The sequence below is a fragment of the Glycomyces sp. NPDC048151 genome (genome assembly GCF_043202775.1).
Lineage (GTDB): Bacteria > Actinomycetota > Actinomycetes > Mycobacteriales > Micromonosporaceae > Glycomyces.
Genome location: NZ_JBIDBB010000010.1, coordinates 156,356 through 173,445, shown reverse-complemented (window position 1 = coordinate 173,445; position 17,090 = coordinate 156,356). Strand labels below are relative to the sequence as shown.

The window sequence follows — 17,090 nt, the reverse complement described above, 5'->3', positions numbered from 1 at the left end:
AACTGCGTGCGGCACGGCGCGACCGTGGCGGCCGGACTTCCGGGACCGCGTTCGCGGCAGCCGGTGCGGTCCGGCATGGCGGCAGCGTCGCACGGGCCGCGCCGATCGCGTGGTTCTTGTACCGTTCGGCCCGCGCCGATCGCCTGCTTCGCCTACCGCTCCGCGCGGCGTTCGTCCCGGGCGGCTCTGAGCCTCCGGACGACCGCGGGCTGCTCCGCGGCCGCCTCCGGGTGGTCGATGAGCCGCGCCAGGTGCTGGTAGTACCGTTCGGGGGTGAGCTCCAGCTCGTCGCTGATCGCCTGCGTCTTCGCGCCTGAGGCGCGCCACCAGCGCGCCTCGAACGCCAGGAGCCGCGACTCCAGCGCGCTGAGCTTCGACTCGGGGCCCGACTCCCGGTGCGGCACGGCCTGTTTCGGCGGCGCCTCCCGCCCGGACGGGGGAGCGGCCTCCCCGCGCGCGGGTCTCGGCGCGGGGACGAAGTCGTCGTCACCTCCCTGCCGCGCACGCGAGACGGGCTTGGCGGGGCGTTGCGGGGGAGGCATGGGGCGGCTCCTCGAAGGCTGCGGCTACTCGATCCAGTCGATGAGGTCCGCCACCGAGTCCTTCACGTGGTTGGGTCGGAAGGGGTAGCGCTCGACTTCCTCCATACTGTCAGTCACCCCCGACAAAACGAGGACCGTCTCCAGGCCCGCTTCGAGGCCCGACAGCACGTCGGTGTCCATGCGGTCGCCGATCATCACCGTCGTCTCCGAGTGGGCCCCGATGCGGCGCAACGCGTTCCGCATCATCAACGGGTTCGGCTTACCCGGGAAGTACGCCTCCGAACCGGTCGCCGCCGTGATCATCGCCGCAACCGCGCCCACGCCGAGCATGAGGCCCTCCGGGCTCGGGCCCGTCGTGTCCGGGTTCGTGCAGATGAGCCGCGACCCGGACTTGACCAGCCGCACCGCAGTCGTGAGCGCCCCGAAGTCGTACCGGCGCGTCTCGCCGAGCACCACGTAGTCCGGGCGGTAGTCGGTCAGCACGTACCCGATCTCGTGCAGCGCCGTCGTCAGGCCCGCCTCGCCGATCACGTACGCCGAGCCCTTGGGCCGCTGCGACTGCAGGAAGTCCGCCGTCGCCATCGCCGACGTGTAGATCGACTCGACCGGCACCTGCAGCCCGGAGTTCTTCAACCGCACGTGCAGGTCGCGGGGCGTGTAGATCGAGTTGTTCGTCAGGACGAGGAACCGCTTCCCCGCCGACTGCAGCTTCTCGATGAGCTTGTTGGCGCCGGGAACCGGCACGCCCTCGTGGACGAGCACGCCGTCCATGTCCGAGAGCCAGCTGTCGAAGGGTCCAGGTGTAGTCATGCTCAACATCTTGCCATCGCATCGGTAAAACGACGAGGACCGGACGTAAATTGACCTCCTCCCCCACCTGCTGGAGGGGGATTTCAACCAGGTTCGGTTGAGGTTCACGGACGCTCGAACGGCGAGTGGCCGCTGTCGTCCCTCCGGCACGGGCTGAACGCCCGGGGCGTGTTCGTGACACGCCCGGTCCTGCCGCGACGTTGATGGCTGCATTGGTATCAGCGTTGCAGGCGAATCCGCATGAGGAGCAGACGAACTCGGCTTGGCTCTTGCGCGAGTTCTTGTCTATCCATCCGCAGGCGCTGCAACGCAGGGAGGTATAGGCGGCAGGGACATCTTCGACTCGGCCGGGCGCCTTGTGCTCGGTTCGTCGCCGCAGGAGTCCCCACCCCTGGGCCAGCATCGCACGGTTAAGCCCGGACTTCTGCCGCACCTGTCGCCCCGGCTCCACGAAGGTGCCCTTAGCTGACCGGGTCATGTTCTTGATGATGAGTTTCTCGAACCGCACCAGGTCGTAGTTTCGGGCCAGCATGGTGCTGGTCTTCTCGCACCAGTCTTTGCGGCGATTCGCGTCACGGGCTTTCAATCTTGCGACCTTGGCGTGTTCGACAGTCTTCCTCTCGCTCCCCTTGGCTGCATTCGAGGCGCGCCGCTGGTGTTTGCGGAGCCGGGCCCGCTCTTTAACAGTGGGATGCGGACAATTCAGAATGTGGCCGTCAGACAGTGCGGCGGTGACCTTGACGCCGCGATCGATGCCGACGACCTTGCCGTTGCCGGGAGCTGCGATCGGCTCAGGAATCGCCGCGAACGCGATATGCCATAGTCCGCCCCGGAAGGACACTCGAAATGTCTTCGCCTGTGGCACTTTCGGTCGAGTGAGGCGAAAACGGACCCAGCCGCAGCCGGGCACTTTAACCTGTGCCCACCGGCGGTTGAGTTTTTCGACCACCACGCTCCGGTTCATGACCCGTTTGCCGGTCTTGGTGTTCCGCTTCGCGGTGCCGTCCGGGTTGAACGCGGGCGCGCGGCCCGTGCCGATGACCCGGAACCCTTCGTGTTTGAACTTCTTACGCCAAGTAGGTTCCCCGAACCCCGACGAGAACCTCATCGCCTTCGCTTTGGCGAAGTCCTTGAGCGCCTGCTGTTGTACATCGGCGTTGCCGGATCCGAGCCATTCGTTCTCACGCCGAGCCTCGGTGAGCTGCCTGCACTGCTCGGCGAAGCCCGGAGCGGCGTGCCGACCCCTTCTCCAGTAACTGTGCTGCTCGACAGCGAGGTTCCATACGTATCTTGCGTGCGAGCAGTGTTCGAGCATCTGCTGCTCCTGCTCCGCTGTGGGATACGCCCGAAACCTAGTCATGGCCCTATTATAGCCCTATAATGGGGCCATGAACAAACTGAATCTTCGTCTTCCCGAGGAACTACGGGCACGGTTGGACACGCAAGCGATAGCCGATCGGCGGTCGCTCAATTCTGAGATCATCTACCTGCTTGAGGCGGGCCTCGCCGCGGTCGGTGCGTGCGTCGAACCGCCTGACGGCGATTCGACGACCCATGCGCCCCTCCGTGGAGGACCGAATTCACCCCGGTCTGAGAGGAGCGGGCACTCTGGGAGAAAATGATCATGATGGAAACGGCATTGACGGCCGTGCTCGTCATCGCCGCAGGCGCCATGGCGGGCGCACTCGGCTACTGGACCATTCGAACCGCGAGGAACAAATGAGCGAGCGCGAAGTACCCGAAGAGTTCGCCTCGACCTTCGAGAAGGTCGAGCCCTACCCGTTCGAGGAGACCGACGACCTGCGCCGCGGGCCCAACCTGCACGACGACCTGCTGCCGCTGCTGCCCCTCGTCGGCCGCTGGCGCGGCCGCGGCCAGGGCGGCTACCCCGGCACCGAGGACTTCCTCTACGCCCAAGAGGTCGCCTTCCTCCACGACGGCCGCCCGTTCCTGCGCTACCAGTCCCGCTCCTGGATCATCGACGCCGACGGCAAGCCCGTCCGCCCCGCCGCCCAGGAGACCGGCTGGTGGCGCGTCGTCAAGGGCGAGGACCCCCGCCGCCCCGAGATCGAAGTGCTCCTGTCGCACCCCACCGGCATCCTCGACCTGTACTACGGGCACGTAGACGGCACCCGCATCGAGATCGCGACCGACGCCGTCGTCCGCTCCCCGCAGGCCAAGGAGGTCACCGCCGGGAAGCGCCTCTACGGCATCGTCGAGGGCGCCCTCATGTACGCCCAGGAGCTCGCCGCCGAAGGCAAGCCGCTCACCCCGCACCTGAGCGCCAGCCTCGCCCGCGTCTCCGGCTAGCCCGCCCTAGAAGTCGCCCGGCCAGAGGTCGTCCTCGGCCGCGGCGGGCTTCGGGGCGTGGACGGTGGCCTTCACCGGGCCCTCGCCCGCCTTGAGGAGCAGGTCGAGGACGGCGACCGAGCCCTTCTTGTGCAGCGGCTCGTTCCCGTTGCCGCACTTGGGGCTCTGGATGCAGCTCGGGCACCCGTAACGGCAGTCGCAGCTGTAGATCGCCTCCCGGGTCGCCCCGAGCCAGTCCGTCCACTTGCGGAACGCCTGCTCAGCGAAGCCCGCCCCGCCGGGGTGCCCGTCGTAGACGAACACCGTCGGGAGCTCCGTGTCCATGTGCGCGGGCGTCGACAGCCCGCCGATGTCCCACCGGTCGCACGTCGCGATGAGCGGCAGCAGCCCGATCGACGCGTGCTCGGCCGCGTGCAGCGACCCCGCCAGGTCCGGGATGCCTTCCAGCGCTTCGGATTCCACCGTCCACCACACCGCCACGGTGCGCAGCGTCTGCGGCGGCAGGTCCAGCGGCTGCGTGTCGATGACCTCGCCAGAGGGGAGCCTGCGCCGCTGGTAGGAGATGACGTTCGACGTCACCTCCACCTCGCCCAGGCACAGCTGCACGTCGCCCATGTCCAGGCGCTCGCGCTCCGACAGGACCTCCAGGTGCGTGATCTCCTGCGCGCTCGTCGTCCACGGCGGCTTCGCCGCGTGCACGAGCGCCAGCCCGTCCTCCAGGTCGAGGTCGTCGACGATGAACGACTCGCCCTGGTGCAGGTACAGCGCCCCCTTGTGCACCAGCCGGTGCGAGGCCGCCGCGTCGACCGTGCCGATCAGCCTGCCCGTCTTCGTCTCCGCGATGTCCACGCCCATCGGCCCCGAACCGCGCAGCGTCACCTCCGGCCGCTCCGAGCCGATCCAGTAGTACCGCCCGCCCGGGCGGCGGCGCAGCAGCTTCTGCTCGCACAGCTGCTCGGCCACGTCGCGGCTGCCGGGGATCTTCTCCAGGTCCGCGTCCTTGAGCGGCAGCTCCTCGGCCGCGAGGCACAGGTGCCCGGCCAGCACGTACGGGTTCGACGGGTCGCACACGCTCGCCTCCACCGGCCGGTCGAAGATCGCCTCCGGATGGTGCACCAGGAACGTGTCCAGCGGATCGTCCTTCGCCAGCATCACCGCCAGCGCCTCGGTGTCGCCCCGGCCCGCCCGCCCGATCTGCTGCCAGAACGACGCGAGCCGCCCCGGGTAGCCGCACAGCAGGACCGCGTCCAGACCCGTCACGTCGATGCCCAGCTCCAGGGCGTTCGTCGTCGCCACCCCCAGGAGCTTGCCGTCCCGCAGGTCCGACTCCAGCTCGCGGCGGTGCTCGCGCAGGTACCCCGCCCGGTAGGCGGCGATCCGGCCCGCCGCCGGGTCCGCGCCCAGCCGCGACTTCGCTTCCGCCGCAACGATCTCCGCGCCCCGGCGCGACGGCACGAACGCGAGCGTGCGCACGCCCCGGCGCGTCAGCTGCGCCAGCATCCGCGCCGTCTCGCTCAACGTCGACGCCTGCTGCGGCTCGCCCTCGATCTCGTACGTGACCGGCTCCCACAGCGCCACGGTCGCGCCCGGATGTGGCGAGCAGTCCCGCGTCACCGCGACGGCCGGGCGGCCCGTGAGGACCGACAGCGACGCCGCCGGGTCGGCGGCGGTCGCGCTGGCCGCGATCACCGTGGGGTTCGCGCCGTAGTGCTCGGCGAGGCGCAGCAGCCGGCGCAGGGTGAGCGCGACGTGTGCGCCGAACACGCCCCGGTAGACGTGGCACTCGTCGACCACGACGTACCTGAGGTTCTTCAGGAGCGAGCGCCACATGCGGTGGCGGGGGAGCAGCGAGTGGTGGAGCAGGTCAGGGTTCGACAGGACCAGGTTCGCGAACCGCTGCGCCCACTGCCGGTGCTCGAACGGCGTGTCGCCGTCGACGATCGCCGGGATGAGGCCCGGGACCTCGAACTCGCTGACGGCGCGGGCCTGGTCGGCGGCGAGCGCCTTCGTGGGCGCGAGGTACAGGGTCCGGCCTTCGCCGGGTCTCGGCGACGCTTGCGAGCCGTCAATCGGCGCTGCGGCCGCTTCGGTGAGCAGCGGCAGCAGATAGGCGAGGCTCTTGCCCGAGGCTGTACCGGTCGAGACGACCACGTCCCGGCCCTCGAACGCGTGCGTCGCGGCCTCCGCCTGGTGCGGCCACGGGCGCGTGATCCCGATGCCGCCCAAAGCATCCCGAACCGTATCGGGCACCCACTCGGGCCATTCGGTGCGCACGGACTCCCGAGGCGGGAGGCGGCGCACGTGGCGCAGTCCTCCCTCCTCGGACTCGAGAGCGGCTATGAGCTGGTCGACTGACACCGTCCAATGATGCCGCAGCCCACCGACACGCTCCGGTGCCGCTGAAGCCGCGCGTCCGCATTTCGGTCATACGCTCCCGGCTCCGCTCCACTGGGAACGCAGTACGCTTATGGGCCAAGACACAGTGTTCGCGAGGCACTGGCGACATGCGAAGCCGAGAGAGGGGAGCTGCGGCGTGAGGGGAACATCAGGCGACGGCGCGGCCGAGCCCGAGCTGGGGCTCAGCCTCTCCGAGGTCGGCGACTACGCGGTCATCAGCGTGACCGGCGAGATCGACATGTACACCGCGCCGCAGCTGCGCGAGGCCGTCCGCCAACTCTCCTCCGAGGGCCGCATGCGGGTCGCGATCGACCTGACGCCCACCGAGTTCTGCGACTCCACCGGCCTCGGCGTCCTCATCGGCGCCCGCCGCCGCCTCTCCGACTCCGGCGGCAGCCTCGTCGTCGTGTGCGCCAACCCGCGCATCCGCAAGCTCCTGGATCTCACCGGCCTCGACAAGGTGCTCGATGTCCGGGAAGCGGTGCCCGGCGAGTGAACGGCTCCAAGCACGACCGCACTGGGGGACGGACTGAGGCGGTCACCGTCCGGTTCGCGTTCACCCCCGCCGCCGCCTACGTCCGCGCGGCCCGGCTCGTGGCCGCCGACGTGGCCGCGCACGCCGGGGTCGCCACCGGCCTGCTCGACGAGGTGCGGCAGGCGGTCGGCGAAGCGTGCACGCGCGCGGTGCTGCGGCACAGGGACCGGGGCATCGACGACCTCGTGCGCGTGGAGTTTTCGATCGGTGATCGTTTTGTTGCGAAAATCACGGATAACGCGCAGGATCTGCGCGCGCGCTCGAACGGCCGGATCGGCGCGGGCGTCGGCGGCGGCGATGCGCGAGCGAACGATCACGACGCCATCGAAGAGGACACCCTCTCCGAGGAGATCACCCTCATCGTCCTGGGCGGACTGGTCGAAGACCTGGTCGTGACCGGTCCCGACCCCGACGGGCGGACGACCGTCAGCATGTCCTGGCCCCTCCCCGGCTCCGGCTCCGCGGCCGACCACTGAGGCATTGACCACGCCCGCAGAGGGGCGTGACCGTCCCCACTCCTAAAGCGCTCACATCGTTACACTCCGCACGTTAAGTCTGCCGGGCCGTGTAGGCCCGGCCCCCGGCCGCAGTCCTACCCGTCCCGCGGCCCTTTACGTGTTTCCGACCCGCGGTGCCCCGCGGGTCGACATCTGGAGGAATACATGCATACGTTGCTCGCCAATGGCGACGAGGGCGTAGGTGAGCTCGCGGGCTCGAACCTCAGCCTCGTCGTGGTCGCCGCAGCGCTCGCGCTGGTCGCCCTGGGCGGCGCCGCCGCGCTCGTCAAGAGCATCCTCGCGGCCGGCACCGGCACCGACAAGATGCGCGAGATCTCCGGGGCCGTCCAGGAAGGCGCCTCGGCATACCTGCGCCGCCAGTTCCGCGCCCTCGGCATCTTCGTCGTCATCGCCGTGGTCCTGCTGTTCCTGCTCCCCGCCGAAGGAGGCACGGACGTCCGCATCGGACGCAGCGTGTTCTTCATCGTCGGCGCGCTGTTCAGCTCCTTCATCGGCTGGGCCGGCATGAACATGGCCACCCGCGCCAACGTGCGCGTGGCCGCCGCGGCCCGCGACGGCGAGCCCACCACCGCGATGCACCTGGCCTTCCGCACCGGCGGCGTGGTCGGGTTCCTCACCGTGGGCCTGGGCCTGCTCGGCGCGGCCGTCGTCGTCTTCATCTACAACGGCGACGCGCCCGTGGTCCTGGAGGGCTTCGGCTTCGGCGCCGCGCTCCTGGCCATGTTCATGCGCGTCGGCGGCGGCATCTTCACCAAGGCCGCCGACGTCGGCGCCGACCTCGTCGGCAAGGTCGAGCAGGGCATCCCCGAGGACGACCCCCGCAACCCGGCGACCATCGCCGACAACGTGGGCGACAACGTCGGCGACTGCGCCGGCATGGCCGCCGACCTCTTCGAGTCCTACGCGGTCGTGCTCGTCGCGAGCCTCATCCTCGGCCGCGCCGCGTTCGGCGAGACCGGCCTGGTCCTGCCGCTGCTCGTCGCCTCCGTCGGCATCGTCTGCGCCATCCTCGGCGTCATCATCACCCGCATGCGGGCCTCCGACGCCTCCGGCCTCACGGCCATCAACAGGGCGTTCTACCTCTCCGCGGTCGTCTCCGCGCTGCTCACCGTCGTCGCCGTCCTGTGGTACGTCCCGTCCGACTGGGCCTCGCTCGGCACCGCCGTCGACACCGCGGACGTGCCCGTGAACCCGCAGGTCTTCGCCATCGTCGCCGTCGTCATCGGCATCGCGCTGGCCGCGGTCATCATGGCCCTCACCGGCTACTACACCGACACCCGCTACAAGCCGACCAAGGCCGTCTCGGCCTCGACGCGCACCGGCGCGGCCACCAACATCCTGTCGGGCTTCTCGCTCGGCCTGGAGTCGGCCGTCTACACTGCGCTGTGCATCGCCGCGGCGGTCCTCGGCGCGTACCTGCTCGGCGGCGGCGAGATCCTCGTCAGCCTCTTCGCGGTCGCGCTCGCGGGCTGCGGCCTGCTCACCACGGTCGGCGTCATCGTCGCCATGGACACCTTCGGGCCCATCAGCGACAACGCGCAGGGCGTCGCCGAGATGTCCGGCGACGTGGAGGGCGACGCCGCCCGCACGCTCACCGACCTCGACGCGGTCGGCAACACCACCAAGGCCATCACCAAGGGCATCGCGATCGCGACCGCGGTCCTGGCCGCTACCGCCCTGTTCGGCTCGTACACCGACGCCGTCGCCGGTGAAGGCCTCATGGGCGAGGCGCTCCTGTCCGCGCTGAACATCGCCGATCCGGCGAACATCGTGGGCTTCATCATCGGCGCGTCCGTGGTGTTCCTGTTCTCCGGCCTCGCCGTGAACGCCGTCGCCCGCTCCGCCGGGGCCGTCGTCAACGAGGTCCGCGACCAGTTCAAGCGGTTCCCGGGGATCATGGAGGGCACCCAGCGGCCCGAGTACGGCCGCGTCGTCGACATCTGCACCCGCGACGCCCAGCGCGAACTCGCCACGCCCGGCCTCCTCGCCATCACCGCGCCCATCGCGGTCGGCTTCGGCCTCGGCGTGGGCCCGCTCGCGGCGTACCTCGCGGGCGCGATCGCGTGCGGCGTGCTCATGGCCGTCATGCTCGCCAACTCCGGCGGCGCGTGGGACAACGCGAAGAAGGACGTCGAGGACGGCAACCACGGCGGCAAGGGCTCCGAGGCCCACGCCGCGGCCGTGATCGGCGACACCGTCGGCGACCCGTTCAAGGACACCGCGGGCCCGGCCATCAACCCGCTCCTCAAGGTCATGAACCTGGTGAGCCTCATCATCGCCCCGGCCGTGGTCGTCTACACGGTCGACGGCGTCGGCGCCGAGGCCGACGGCCCGGTCCGCTGGATCATCGCCGGGCTCGCCGTGGCCGTCCTGGTCACCGCGATCGTCGTCTCCAAGCGCCGTTCCGCGGTGGTGGAGGCGGGGGAAGCCCGCGCCCCGGAACAGCGTGAGTCGGTCGAAGTCGGCTAACTGATTCTGGGATTCGTCAGCGTGTGCCCCGGCCGATCGGACCGGGGCACACCCATACTCAGGGGACGCAATGCGGAAGCGTGAGCTACCGTAACGAATCGAGTGCATTTTCCGAGTGAACGGTGGGAGCAGTGGCGGACATCAAGCGCCTTGTCATCGTGGAGTCCCCGGCGAAGGCCAAGACGATCGCCTCCTATCTCGGCCCCGGCTACATCGTCGACTCCTCGCTCGGGCACATCCGGGACCTTCCGCGCAGCGCGAAGGAGATCCCGGCCAAGTACAAGGACAAGGCCTGGTCGCGGCTCGGCGTGGACGTCGACAACGACTTCGCGCCGCTGTACATCGTCAACCCCGACCGGTCGGCCCACGTCAAGAAGCTCAAGGGCTACCTCGCGGAAGTCGACGAGCTCTTCCTCGCCACCGATGAGGACCGCGAGGGGGAGGCCATCGCCTGGCACCTGCTCGAGACCCTGAAGCCGAAGGTCCCGGTCAAGCGCATGGTCTTCCACGAGATCACGCCGCAGGCCATCGCCGAGGCCGCCGCGAACCCGCGCGAGCTCAACCAGGACCTGGTCGACGCCCAGGAGGGGCGGCGCATCCTCGACCGGCTCTACGGCTACGAGGTCTCCCCGGTCCTGTGGAAGAAGGTCATGCCCCGGCTGTCGGCCGGGCGCGTCCAGTCCGTGGCCACGCGCCTGGTCGTCGAGCGCGAGCGGGCCCGCATGGCGTTCCGCGCCGCCGACTACTGGGACGTCAGCGTCAACCTGGCCACCGACGACGACCAGCGGTTCAAGGCCACCCTCATCGCCGTCGACGGCGACCGCGTCGCCACCGGCAAGGACTTCGACGCCGCCACCGGGCAGGTCAAGGGCAACGTCGTCCACCTCGACGAAGCCGGGGCCCGGGGCCTCGCGCACCGCCTCGAGGGCCGCGACTTCACCGTGCTCAAGGTCGAGAAGAAGCCGTACCGGCGCAAGCCGTACGCGCCCTTCATCACCTCGACGCTGCAGCAGGAGGCCGGGCGCAAGCTCCGCCTCTCCAGCGCGCAGGTCATGCGGGTCGCCCAGCGGCTCTACGAGAACGGCCACATCACCTATATGCGGACCGACTCGACGAACCTGTCGAACACCGCGATCAACGCCGCGCGCGCCCAGGCCGCCGAGCTCTACGGCGCGCAGTACGTGCCCTCGGAGCCGCGCCGGTACGCGCGCAAAGTGAAGAACGCGCAGGAGGCGCACGAGGCCATCCGGCCCTCCGGCGACCGCTTCAAGACCCCGAACCAGCTCAAGGGCCAGCTCTCGGCCGAGGAGTACCGGCTGTACGAGCTGATCTGGCGGCGCACGCTCGCGTCCCAGATGGTCGACGCGACCGGGAACTCGACCTCGGTGCGCACCCGCGCCACGACCGCCGACGGCGAGGAAGCCGACTTCGGCGCGTCCGGCAAGACCATCACGAACCCGGGCTTCCTCCTCGCCTACGTCGAGTCCATCGAGGACGGCGACGCGGACGACGCGGAGAAGCGCCTCCCGGAGCTGGCCGAGCGCCAGCACCTGTCCGAGCAGGGCCTGGAGGCCGCCGGGCACACCACGCAGCCGCCCGCGCGCTACACCGAGGCGAGCCTCGTGAAGGCCCTCGAGGAGCGCGGGATCGGGCGCCCGTCGACGTACGCGTCGATCATGCAGACCATCCAGGACCGCGAGTACGTGTTCAAGAAGGGCCAGGCGCTCGTCCCGGCCTTCCGCGCGTTCGCCGTCATCGGCCTCATGGAGCGCCACTTCCCGCGCCTGGTCGACTACGACTTCACCGCCGGGATGGAGAACGAGCTCGACGAGGTCGCCGCCGGGCAGGAGTCCCGCGAGGAGTTCCTGCGCAAGTTCTACTTCGGCGGGCAGGACAAGGAGGGGACCGTGGCCGCCTCCGGCGGGCTGCGGCACATGATCGAGGAAGAGCTGGCGAAGATCGACGCCCGCGAGGTCAACTCGATCCCGCTGTACACCGACGACAAGGGCCGCAACGTGGTCGCGCGCGTCGGCCGGTACGGCCCGTACCTGGAGCGCACGACGCCGGGGCAGGAGGAGCCCGCCGAGCCGGGCAAGCGTCCGTCCATCCCCGAGTCGATGGCCCCGGACGAGCTGACGCCCGAGAAGGGCCAGGAGCTGTTCGAGCTGGCCGAGAACGAGGGCGAGCTGGGCACGCACCCCGAGACGAACGAGCCGGTGTTCGCCAAGACCGGCCGCTACGGCCCGTACGTGACCAGCGGCGAGAAGTCCTCGTCGCTCTTGACGGGCCAGAAGCTCTCGGAGATCACCCTCGCCGACGCGGTGAAGCTCCTGACGCTGCCGCGCCTGGTCGGCAAGGACGCCGAGGGCGAGGAGATCCGCACGGGCCTGGGCCCGCACGGCCCCTACGTCAAGAAGAACCGCGACTTCCGGTCCCTCGAGAACGAGGAGCAGCTGTTCACGCTCACGCTCGACGAGGCCGAGAAGCTCTTGGCGCAGCCGAAGACGCGGGGACGCCAGCAGCGCGCCCAGACCCTCCTCAAGGAGCTCGGCCCCGACCCGGTGACGGGCAAGGAGGTCACGCTCAAGGACGGGCGCTTCGGCCCGTACGTGACCGACGGCGAGACGAACGCGTCGATCCGCAAGACCGACTCGATCGAGGACCTGACGATCGACCGCGCCGCCGAGCTGCTCGCCGAGCGCCGCGAGAAGGTGTCCTCGGGCGCCGTGCCCGCCAAGAAGGCCGCGAAGAAGACCGCCGCCAAGAAGACGGTGAAGAAGGCCGCCGCGAAGAAGACCGCGGCCAAGAAGACCGCCGCGAAGAAGACGGTGAAGAAGGCCGCCAAGAAAGCCGTGAAGAAGGCCGCTCCAGAGGAGTGAGGGGGCGGCGCGCCGAGACGGGTAGTCTCGGTGCGCCAGCCCCGCAGCTTGTCCCTCCCGGTAGAACAGAGGCCGTATGTCGACCAATATCGTGATCCTGGCGGCGGGCGTGGGTTCGCGCCTCGGGAAGCCCCACCCGAAGCCGCTGACGCCCCTGGCCTCCGGGGAGACCATCCTCGGACGCTCGCTCCGGCTCCTGACCTCTCGCTTCAGCCGCCACTCCATCCACCTCGTGGTCGGTTTCAAGAAGGAGATGATCATGGAGGAGGTGCCCGACGTCGGCTTCATCTACAACCAGGCGTACGGCGACACCAACACTTCAAAGAGCCTGCTCAAGGCCTTCACGATCCTCGGCCCCGGCGGGGTCCTGTGGCTCAACGGCGACGTGGTGTTCGACCCGCGCGTCCTCGACGCGCTGCTGCCGCACATCGCGATGGACCGGTCCTTCATCTCCGTCAACACCGCCTCGGTCGCCGAAGAGGAGATCAAGTACACCCTCGGCCCCGACGGATACATCCGGAAGCTGTCGAAAGAGGTCCGCGACGGCGCCCTGGGCGAGGCCGTGGGCGTCAACTACGTCTCCTCCGCGGACCGCCCGGTCCTCGCCAAGCGCCTCGCCGAGGTCGGCGACCAGGACTACTTCGAGCGCGGCATCGAGCTGGCCATCGAGAAGGACGGCGTCCACTTCGAGGCCATCGACATCTCCGCGCACGACGTGATCGAGGTCGACTTCGCCGAGGACCTCTCCGAGGCCAACCGCCGCTTCCGCTAGGCCGCGGGGCCGTGTCCCGGAACGCGCGCCGCGACCGAATATCATCGACGCAACCGGTCGACCGTTTGCCCGCACTGGAGCGGAGCCCAGAGCGGTCGGCCTGGAACCGTCGGCCGCACGGCCCTGATCTTGACGCGAGGTCAACCTCGATATGACGATCAAAGTATCCGTAATCGTCCCGGTCTACAACACTGGCGCGAACCTTCAGGACAACGTCGACGCGCTGCTGCGGCAGAGTCTGGCGCCGGACGAGTTCGAGGCGCTGTTCGTCGACGACGGCTCCACCGACGGCACCGGTGAGATGCTCGACCGGCTCGCCGCCGAGCACTCCCACTTCCACGTGATCCACCAGGCCAACTCCGGCTGGCCGGGCAAGCCCCGCAACACCGGTATCGAGCGCGCCCGCGGCGAGTACGTCATGTTCGTCGACGATGACGACTACCTGGGGGACGAGGCGCTCGAGCGGATGCACCGGTACGGGACCGACAACGGCGCCGACATCGTCGTCGGCAAGATGGCGGGCCGGGGCCGGGCGGTTCCCAAGGAGCTGTTCCGCCGCAGCCGACCCAAATGCACCGTCCACAATGCTCCTCTGATGGACAGCCTCACGTGCCACAAGATGATCCGGCGCGAGTTCCTCACCGAGACCGGCATCCGCTTCCCCGTCGGCAAGCACCGCCTGGAGGACCACCTCTTCGTCTCCGAGGCGTACCTCCGCGCCCGCAGCGTCGCCGTCCTCGCCGACTACACCTGCTACTACCACGTCCGCCGCGACGACGGCGTCAACATCAGCCAGCAGCGAGTCGACCCCGACGACTACTTCGCCAAGCTCGGCAAGTCCATCGACGTCGTCGAGAAGTACACCGAGCCCGGACCCGCTCGCGACAGGGTCCTGCGCCGCTGGCTGCGCGTCGAGATGGTCGAGCCCCTCCGCGGGCGCCGCTTCCTCGACCAGCCCGCCGACTACCGAGCCCAGATGTTCGCCGCCGTCCGGCGCACCGCCGCCCGCCTCGGCCCCGGCGTCGCCGCCGGCCTCCAGCCCGTCCAGCGGATCGTCGCGGGCCTCACCCTCGCCGACCGCCTCGCCGACCTCGAAGCCCTCGCCGCCTGGGAGCCCAAGCTCAGACCCGCAGCGTCCCTCGAAGGGCTCGCCTGGCACAACGGCGCACTCTGGCTCGACTTCCAGGCCTGGTACGAGGCCCACGGCAAGCCGCTGGTCTTCCGCGGCGGCCCCTCCGGGTACCGTCCGGACCTGCCACTCTCGCCCGGGGCCCGATCGGCCCTCGACGACCTCGGCCTGGTCGGCGCCGGATTCGACACCGCCAAGGTCGACCTCGTCGTCCGCGAACGATCCACCGGCGCCGACTTCTTCCAGAACGTCGAGATCCAGCGCGAAGCCGTCACCGACGGCACCGCGACACGGCTGGTACTGCGCTGCAACGCCCCAGTCGACCCTGAGACGGCCGCGGGCGGCAAACCCCTCGGCCGGGGCGTCTGGGACCTCCTCGTGCGCCTCAGCTTCTCCGGATGGACCAAGGAGGTCCGGCTCGGGTCGCTGCGGGCCACCGCCGTCGAAGGCCGCCGCGCCGCCGGCGTCGTCGCCGGACGACTGGCCGTGCCCTACTGGACCCGGCCGTACGGGAACCTCTCGCTCGACATAGCCGCCGCCACCTCGCAGCCCGCCAGGTACTTCGCGAGACTGCGGCCCGAAGCGGCCCGCATCGAAGGCGGCGCCCTCCGTATCGGCCTCCCCAGCTACGTGTCCGGGTCCGGCGAGGCCGTAGTCGCGTTCACGCACGACACCGACGGGCGCCGCGTCGAATCGCCTGCGCTCGTCGAACCGGTCAAGGGCGTCGGCGAACTGCAGGTGAAGCTCGCTGCGGACGGTCTCGGCCCGGGTCGGTGGAAGGTCGCCGTCGGCTTCACCGGCGGCCCCGAGATCCCCCTGCCGCTCGCCCTCGAGCAGCGGTCCGGCCGGGAGCCGGCCGTCGTCCACCTGAAACCGGACCTCGGCAGGGACGAGACCGCTGAACCCCGGCGTCCCTCGCTCGCGCGCCGGGCCGTTCGCAAGGCCAAGCGGATGCTCAAGCAGCGCTAGCGAACTGACGAAAAAGGAACGGCCGCGGCTGATGCCGCGGCCGTTCCGCATCGTGCGTTATCCGAGGACGCGCCGCTTCAACGCGCCCAGGGTGCGCCGCAGCGAGGGCGGGCCGTAGACACGCACCGCGAGCCGCTTCGCGCCCTCCGTGAAGTACTGCTTCGCGACCGCCGGGGCCCGCAGGCGCCCGTGCTCGCGCAGCGTATGCACCGAGCGTCCCCGAGCTTGCATCGGCTTGCCCAGCGAGGACCCGAACTTGGCGCGGCGCTCGAACTCGTCGATCGCGGCGACGATCTCGAAATCCCACACTGCGGCCTTCGGCTCGCCCAGGTCACGGGCCACGTCGATCGCGGCGGTGAACACCCCGTCCTCGTGTTCCAGCGGGAACTCGCGGACCTCCTTCGTGCCGCGCCGGCGCAACGCCAGCCGCAGTCGCAGCCGGTCGGACGGGACCCGCGAGAGCCGCCCCGTGCCGGACACCCGCAGCACCGTGCCGTCCACGTCCACGCCGTCGAGCCAGTGCTTGAGCGACACTCCGTCCGTGATGTCGACCCACGGGCCGGCGGCGACTCCCGCCGTCGCCTCGCTGCCGGGCAGGACGGCGTACACGCGGTCGCCGCGCCCTACCAGGCTGATGCTGTCCTTCTGCTTGCGCGACTGCAGCACCTCGTCGGTGGTCCCGTGCTGCACGAGGTGGTAGGACAGTCGCAGGTCCGGGCGCAGGCGCCGCGCCGTCTCCGGCGTGTACCAGCGGTCGAGCAGCGCTCGCGTCAACGCGACCTGCTCGTCGCGGACCTCCGCCGTCGGAATGCGCATCACCCGGTTGAGGACGCCTACGCCCTCGACCTCCCAGTGGCGGTGCATGAGATGGTCCTGCTTCGGGCCCGCCGGGACGTTCTTGCCGACCAGGTCCACCATCGTCGTCAGGGTCCGGGTGTCCGAGTGCTCCCAGCGCCGCGGGTCCAGCCCGGACCCGGAGGTGATGTTGCCGCCGTCCTCGCGGCGGATCACATGCACGCAGTCGTAGTCGGCCACCACCGAGATGTTCGACGCGTGGAAGTACGCCCAGAACCCGAACGGCTGGTCCTCGCCGATCCGCACCCCGGTGGGGAAGCGCAGACGGTGCTGCTCGACGAGCGAGCGCCGGTACAGCTTCCACGGAGCCAGCGTCCAGTACACGCGGGACGAGTACAGGTCCGCGCGCGGCTGGTTCGCCTTGAACATGGACATCGGCGGGACGCGCCCGCCTTCGCCCACGCCCTTGCCCAGCACCACGTCGGAGCGGTTCTCGTTCGCGGCCTTCACGAGGCGCTCCAGGGCCTCGGGCCCGAAGTAGTCGTCGGCGTCGAGGAAGAACAGGAACTCGCCGCGGGCCAGGTCCATGCCGCGGTTGCGCGGGGCGCTGGGACCGCCGGAGGCCTCCTGGTGCACGACCCGCACGGTGCCCGGCTCGGCGGCGGCGAACTCGTCGAGGGCCTCGCCGCTCCCGTCGGTCGACCCGTCGTCGACCGCGATGACTTCGAGCCGGTCCTTGCCGATCGTCTGCTCCAGGACGGAGTTGACGGTCTTGAGCAGGTAAGGCATCGCGTTGTGCACGGGAATGACGACGCTGACTGTGGGTGCAGGTGCGGACATCGGCCCTCGAGAAGTTCATGTGTCGGATATACGGAAGGTCCACTATCGTAACCCGCCCGACGGATGCCGCCGTTCCGCTCACCTGTGCATCCGGAGTCCGCCGTAAGGCACTGCCGACTCGGGTG

Annotated in this window: 12 protein-coding genes and 1 pseudogene; 8 read left to right on the top strand and 5 right to left on the bottom strand. The window is 69.9% G+C overall.

Annotation, left to right across the window (positions count from 1 at the left end):
* Positions 1 to 152: 152 nt before the first annotated feature.
* The 3 genes and pseudogenes from ACGGCP_RS23550 to ACGGCP_RS23540 all read right to left on the bottom strand — a co-directional run.
* Complete coding sequence (locus tag ACGGCP_RS23550) at positions 153 to 542, bottom strand: DUF3263 domain-containing protein (protein ID WP_392969952.1); 390 nt, start codon at positions 540 to 542, stop codon at positions 153 to 155.
* Positions 543 to 566: 24 nt separating this feature from the next.
* Positions 567 to 1,352: an HAD-IIA family hydrolase gene (locus tag ACGGCP_RS23545; protein ID WP_392969949.1), complete on the bottom strand. Its 786-nt coding sequence runs from the start codon at positions 1,350 to 1,352 to the stop codon at positions 567 to 569.
* A gap of 97 nt (positions 1,353 to 1,449) precedes the next feature.
* Positions 1,450 to 2,712, bottom strand: a pseudogene (locus tag ACGGCP_RS23540) (RNA-guided endonuclease InsQ/TnpB family protein); the annotation flags it as partial.
* A gap of 28 nt (positions 2,713 to 2,740) precedes the next feature.
* Here ACGGCP_RS23540 and ACGGCP_RS23535 point away from each other — a divergent pair.
* Entirely contained in the window at positions 2,741 to 2,974 is a 234-nt protein-coding gene (locus tag ACGGCP_RS23535; protein ID WP_392969948.1) for an Arc family DNA-binding protein, read from the top strand.
* A gap of 97 nt (positions 2,975 to 3,071) precedes the next feature.
* On the top strand, positions 3,072 to 3,662 hold the full coding sequence (locus ACGGCP_RS23530; RefSeq protein WP_392969945.1) for an FABP family protein: 591 nt from the start codon (positions 3,072 to 3,074) through the stop codon (positions 3,660 to 3,662).
* Between the two features lie 6 nt (positions 3,663 to 3,668).
* On the opposite strand, the gene ACGGCP_RS23525 is transcribed toward ACGGCP_RS23530, so the two are convergent.
* Positions 3,669 to 6,020 carry a DEAD/DEAH box helicase gene (locus ACGGCP_RS23525; RefSeq protein ID WP_392969942.1) on the bottom strand — a complete coding sequence of 784 codons (2,352 nt, stop codon included), beginning with the start codon at positions 6,018 to 6,020 and terminating at the stop codon, positions 3,669 to 3,671.
* A gap of 175 nt (positions 6,021 to 6,195) precedes the next feature.
* On the opposite strand from ACGGCP_RS23525, the gene ACGGCP_RS23520 reads away from it, so the two are divergent.
* The 6 genes from ACGGCP_RS23520 (at position 6,196) to ACGGCP_RS23495 (ending at position 15,330) form a co-directional block, all read left to right on the top strand.
* On the top strand, positions 6,196 to 6,555 hold the full coding sequence (locus ACGGCP_RS23520) for an STAS domain-containing protein (RefSeq protein ID WP_289957367.1): 360 nt from the start codon (positions 6,196 to 6,198) through the stop codon (positions 6,553 to 6,555).
* Positions 6,552 to 7,070: an ATP-binding protein gene (locus ACGGCP_RS23515; protein WP_392969939.1), complete on the top strand. Its 519-nt coding sequence runs from the start codon at positions 6,552 to 6,554 to the stop codon at positions 7,068 to 7,070. Before ACGGCP_RS23520 ends, ACGGCP_RS23515 begins: the two co-directional genes overlap by 4 nt.
* A gap of 186 nt (positions 7,071 to 7,256) precedes the next feature.
* The gene (locus tag ACGGCP_RS23510; protein ID WP_392969936.1) at positions 7,257 to 9,581 is read left to right on the top strand and encodes a sodium-translocating pyrophosphatase; all 2,325 of its coding nucleotides are present in this window, start codon (positions 7,257 to 7,259) and stop codon (positions 9,579 to 9,581) included.
* 122 nt (positions 9,582 to 9,703) lie between these two features.
* Positions 9,704 to 12,460 carry a type I DNA topoisomerase gene (gene topA, locus ACGGCP_RS23505; protein ID WP_392969934.1) on the top strand — a complete coding sequence of 919 codons (2,757 nt, stop codon included), beginning with the start codon at positions 9,704 to 9,706 and terminating at the stop codon, positions 12,458 to 12,460.
* Positions 12,461 to 12,536: 76 nt separating this feature from the next.
* A complete protein-coding gene (locus tag ACGGCP_RS23500) occupies positions 12,537 to 13,232 on the top strand; it encodes an NTP transferase domain-containing protein (protein WP_392969931.1) in 696 nt (231 codons plus the stop codon).
* Between the two features lie 151 nt (positions 13,233 to 13,383).
* Positions 13,384 to 15,330, top strand: a complete 1,947-nt coding sequence (locus ACGGCP_RS23495) for a glycosyltransferase family 2 protein (RefSeq protein ID WP_392969928.1) — start codon at positions 13,384 to 13,386, stop codon at positions 15,328 to 15,330.
* A gap of 57 nt (positions 15,331 to 15,387) precedes the next feature.
* Here ACGGCP_RS23495 and ACGGCP_RS23490 read toward each other — a convergent pair whose 3' ends face one another.
* Complete coding sequence (locus ACGGCP_RS23490) at positions 15,388 to 16,965, bottom strand: glycosyltransferase family 2 protein (protein ID WP_392969925.1); 1,578 nt, start codon at positions 16,963 to 16,965, stop codon at positions 15,388 to 15,390.
* Between the last annotated feature and the right edge of the window lie 125 nt (positions 16,966 to 17,090).

Coding starts and splice junctions, on each gene's coding strand:
- ACGGCP_RS23535 (WP_392969948.1), top strand. CDS start 2,741: ATGAACAAACTGAATCTTCGTCTTCCCGAGGAACTACGGGCACGGTTG.
- ACGGCP_RS23550 (WP_392969952.1), bottom strand. CDS start 542: ATGCCTCCCCCGCAACGCCCCGCCAAGCCCGTCTCGCGTGCGCGGCAG.
- ACGGCP_RS23545 (WP_392969949.1), bottom strand. CDS start 1,352: ATGACTACACCTGGACCCTTCGACAGCTGGCTCTCGGACATGGACGGC.
- ACGGCP_RS23530 (WP_392969945.1), top strand. CDS start 3,072: ATGAGCGAGCGCGAAGTACCCGAAGAGTTCGCCTCGACCTTCGAGAAG.
- ACGGCP_RS23490 (WP_392969925.1), bottom strand. CDS start 16,965: ATGTCCGCACCTGCACCCACAGTCAGCGTCGTCATTCCCGTGCACAAC.
- ACGGCP_RS23500 (WP_392969931.1), top strand. CDS start 12,537: ATGTCGACCAATATCGTGATCCTGGCGGCGGGCGTGGGTTCGCGCCTC.
- ACGGCP_RS23510 (WP_392969936.1), top strand. CDS start 7,257: ATGCATACGTTGCTCGCCAATGGCGACGAGGGCGTAGGTGAGCTCGCG.
- ACGGCP_RS23495 (WP_392969928.1), top strand. CDS start 13,384: ATGACGATCAAAGTATCCGTAATCGTCCCGGTCTACAACACTGGCGCG.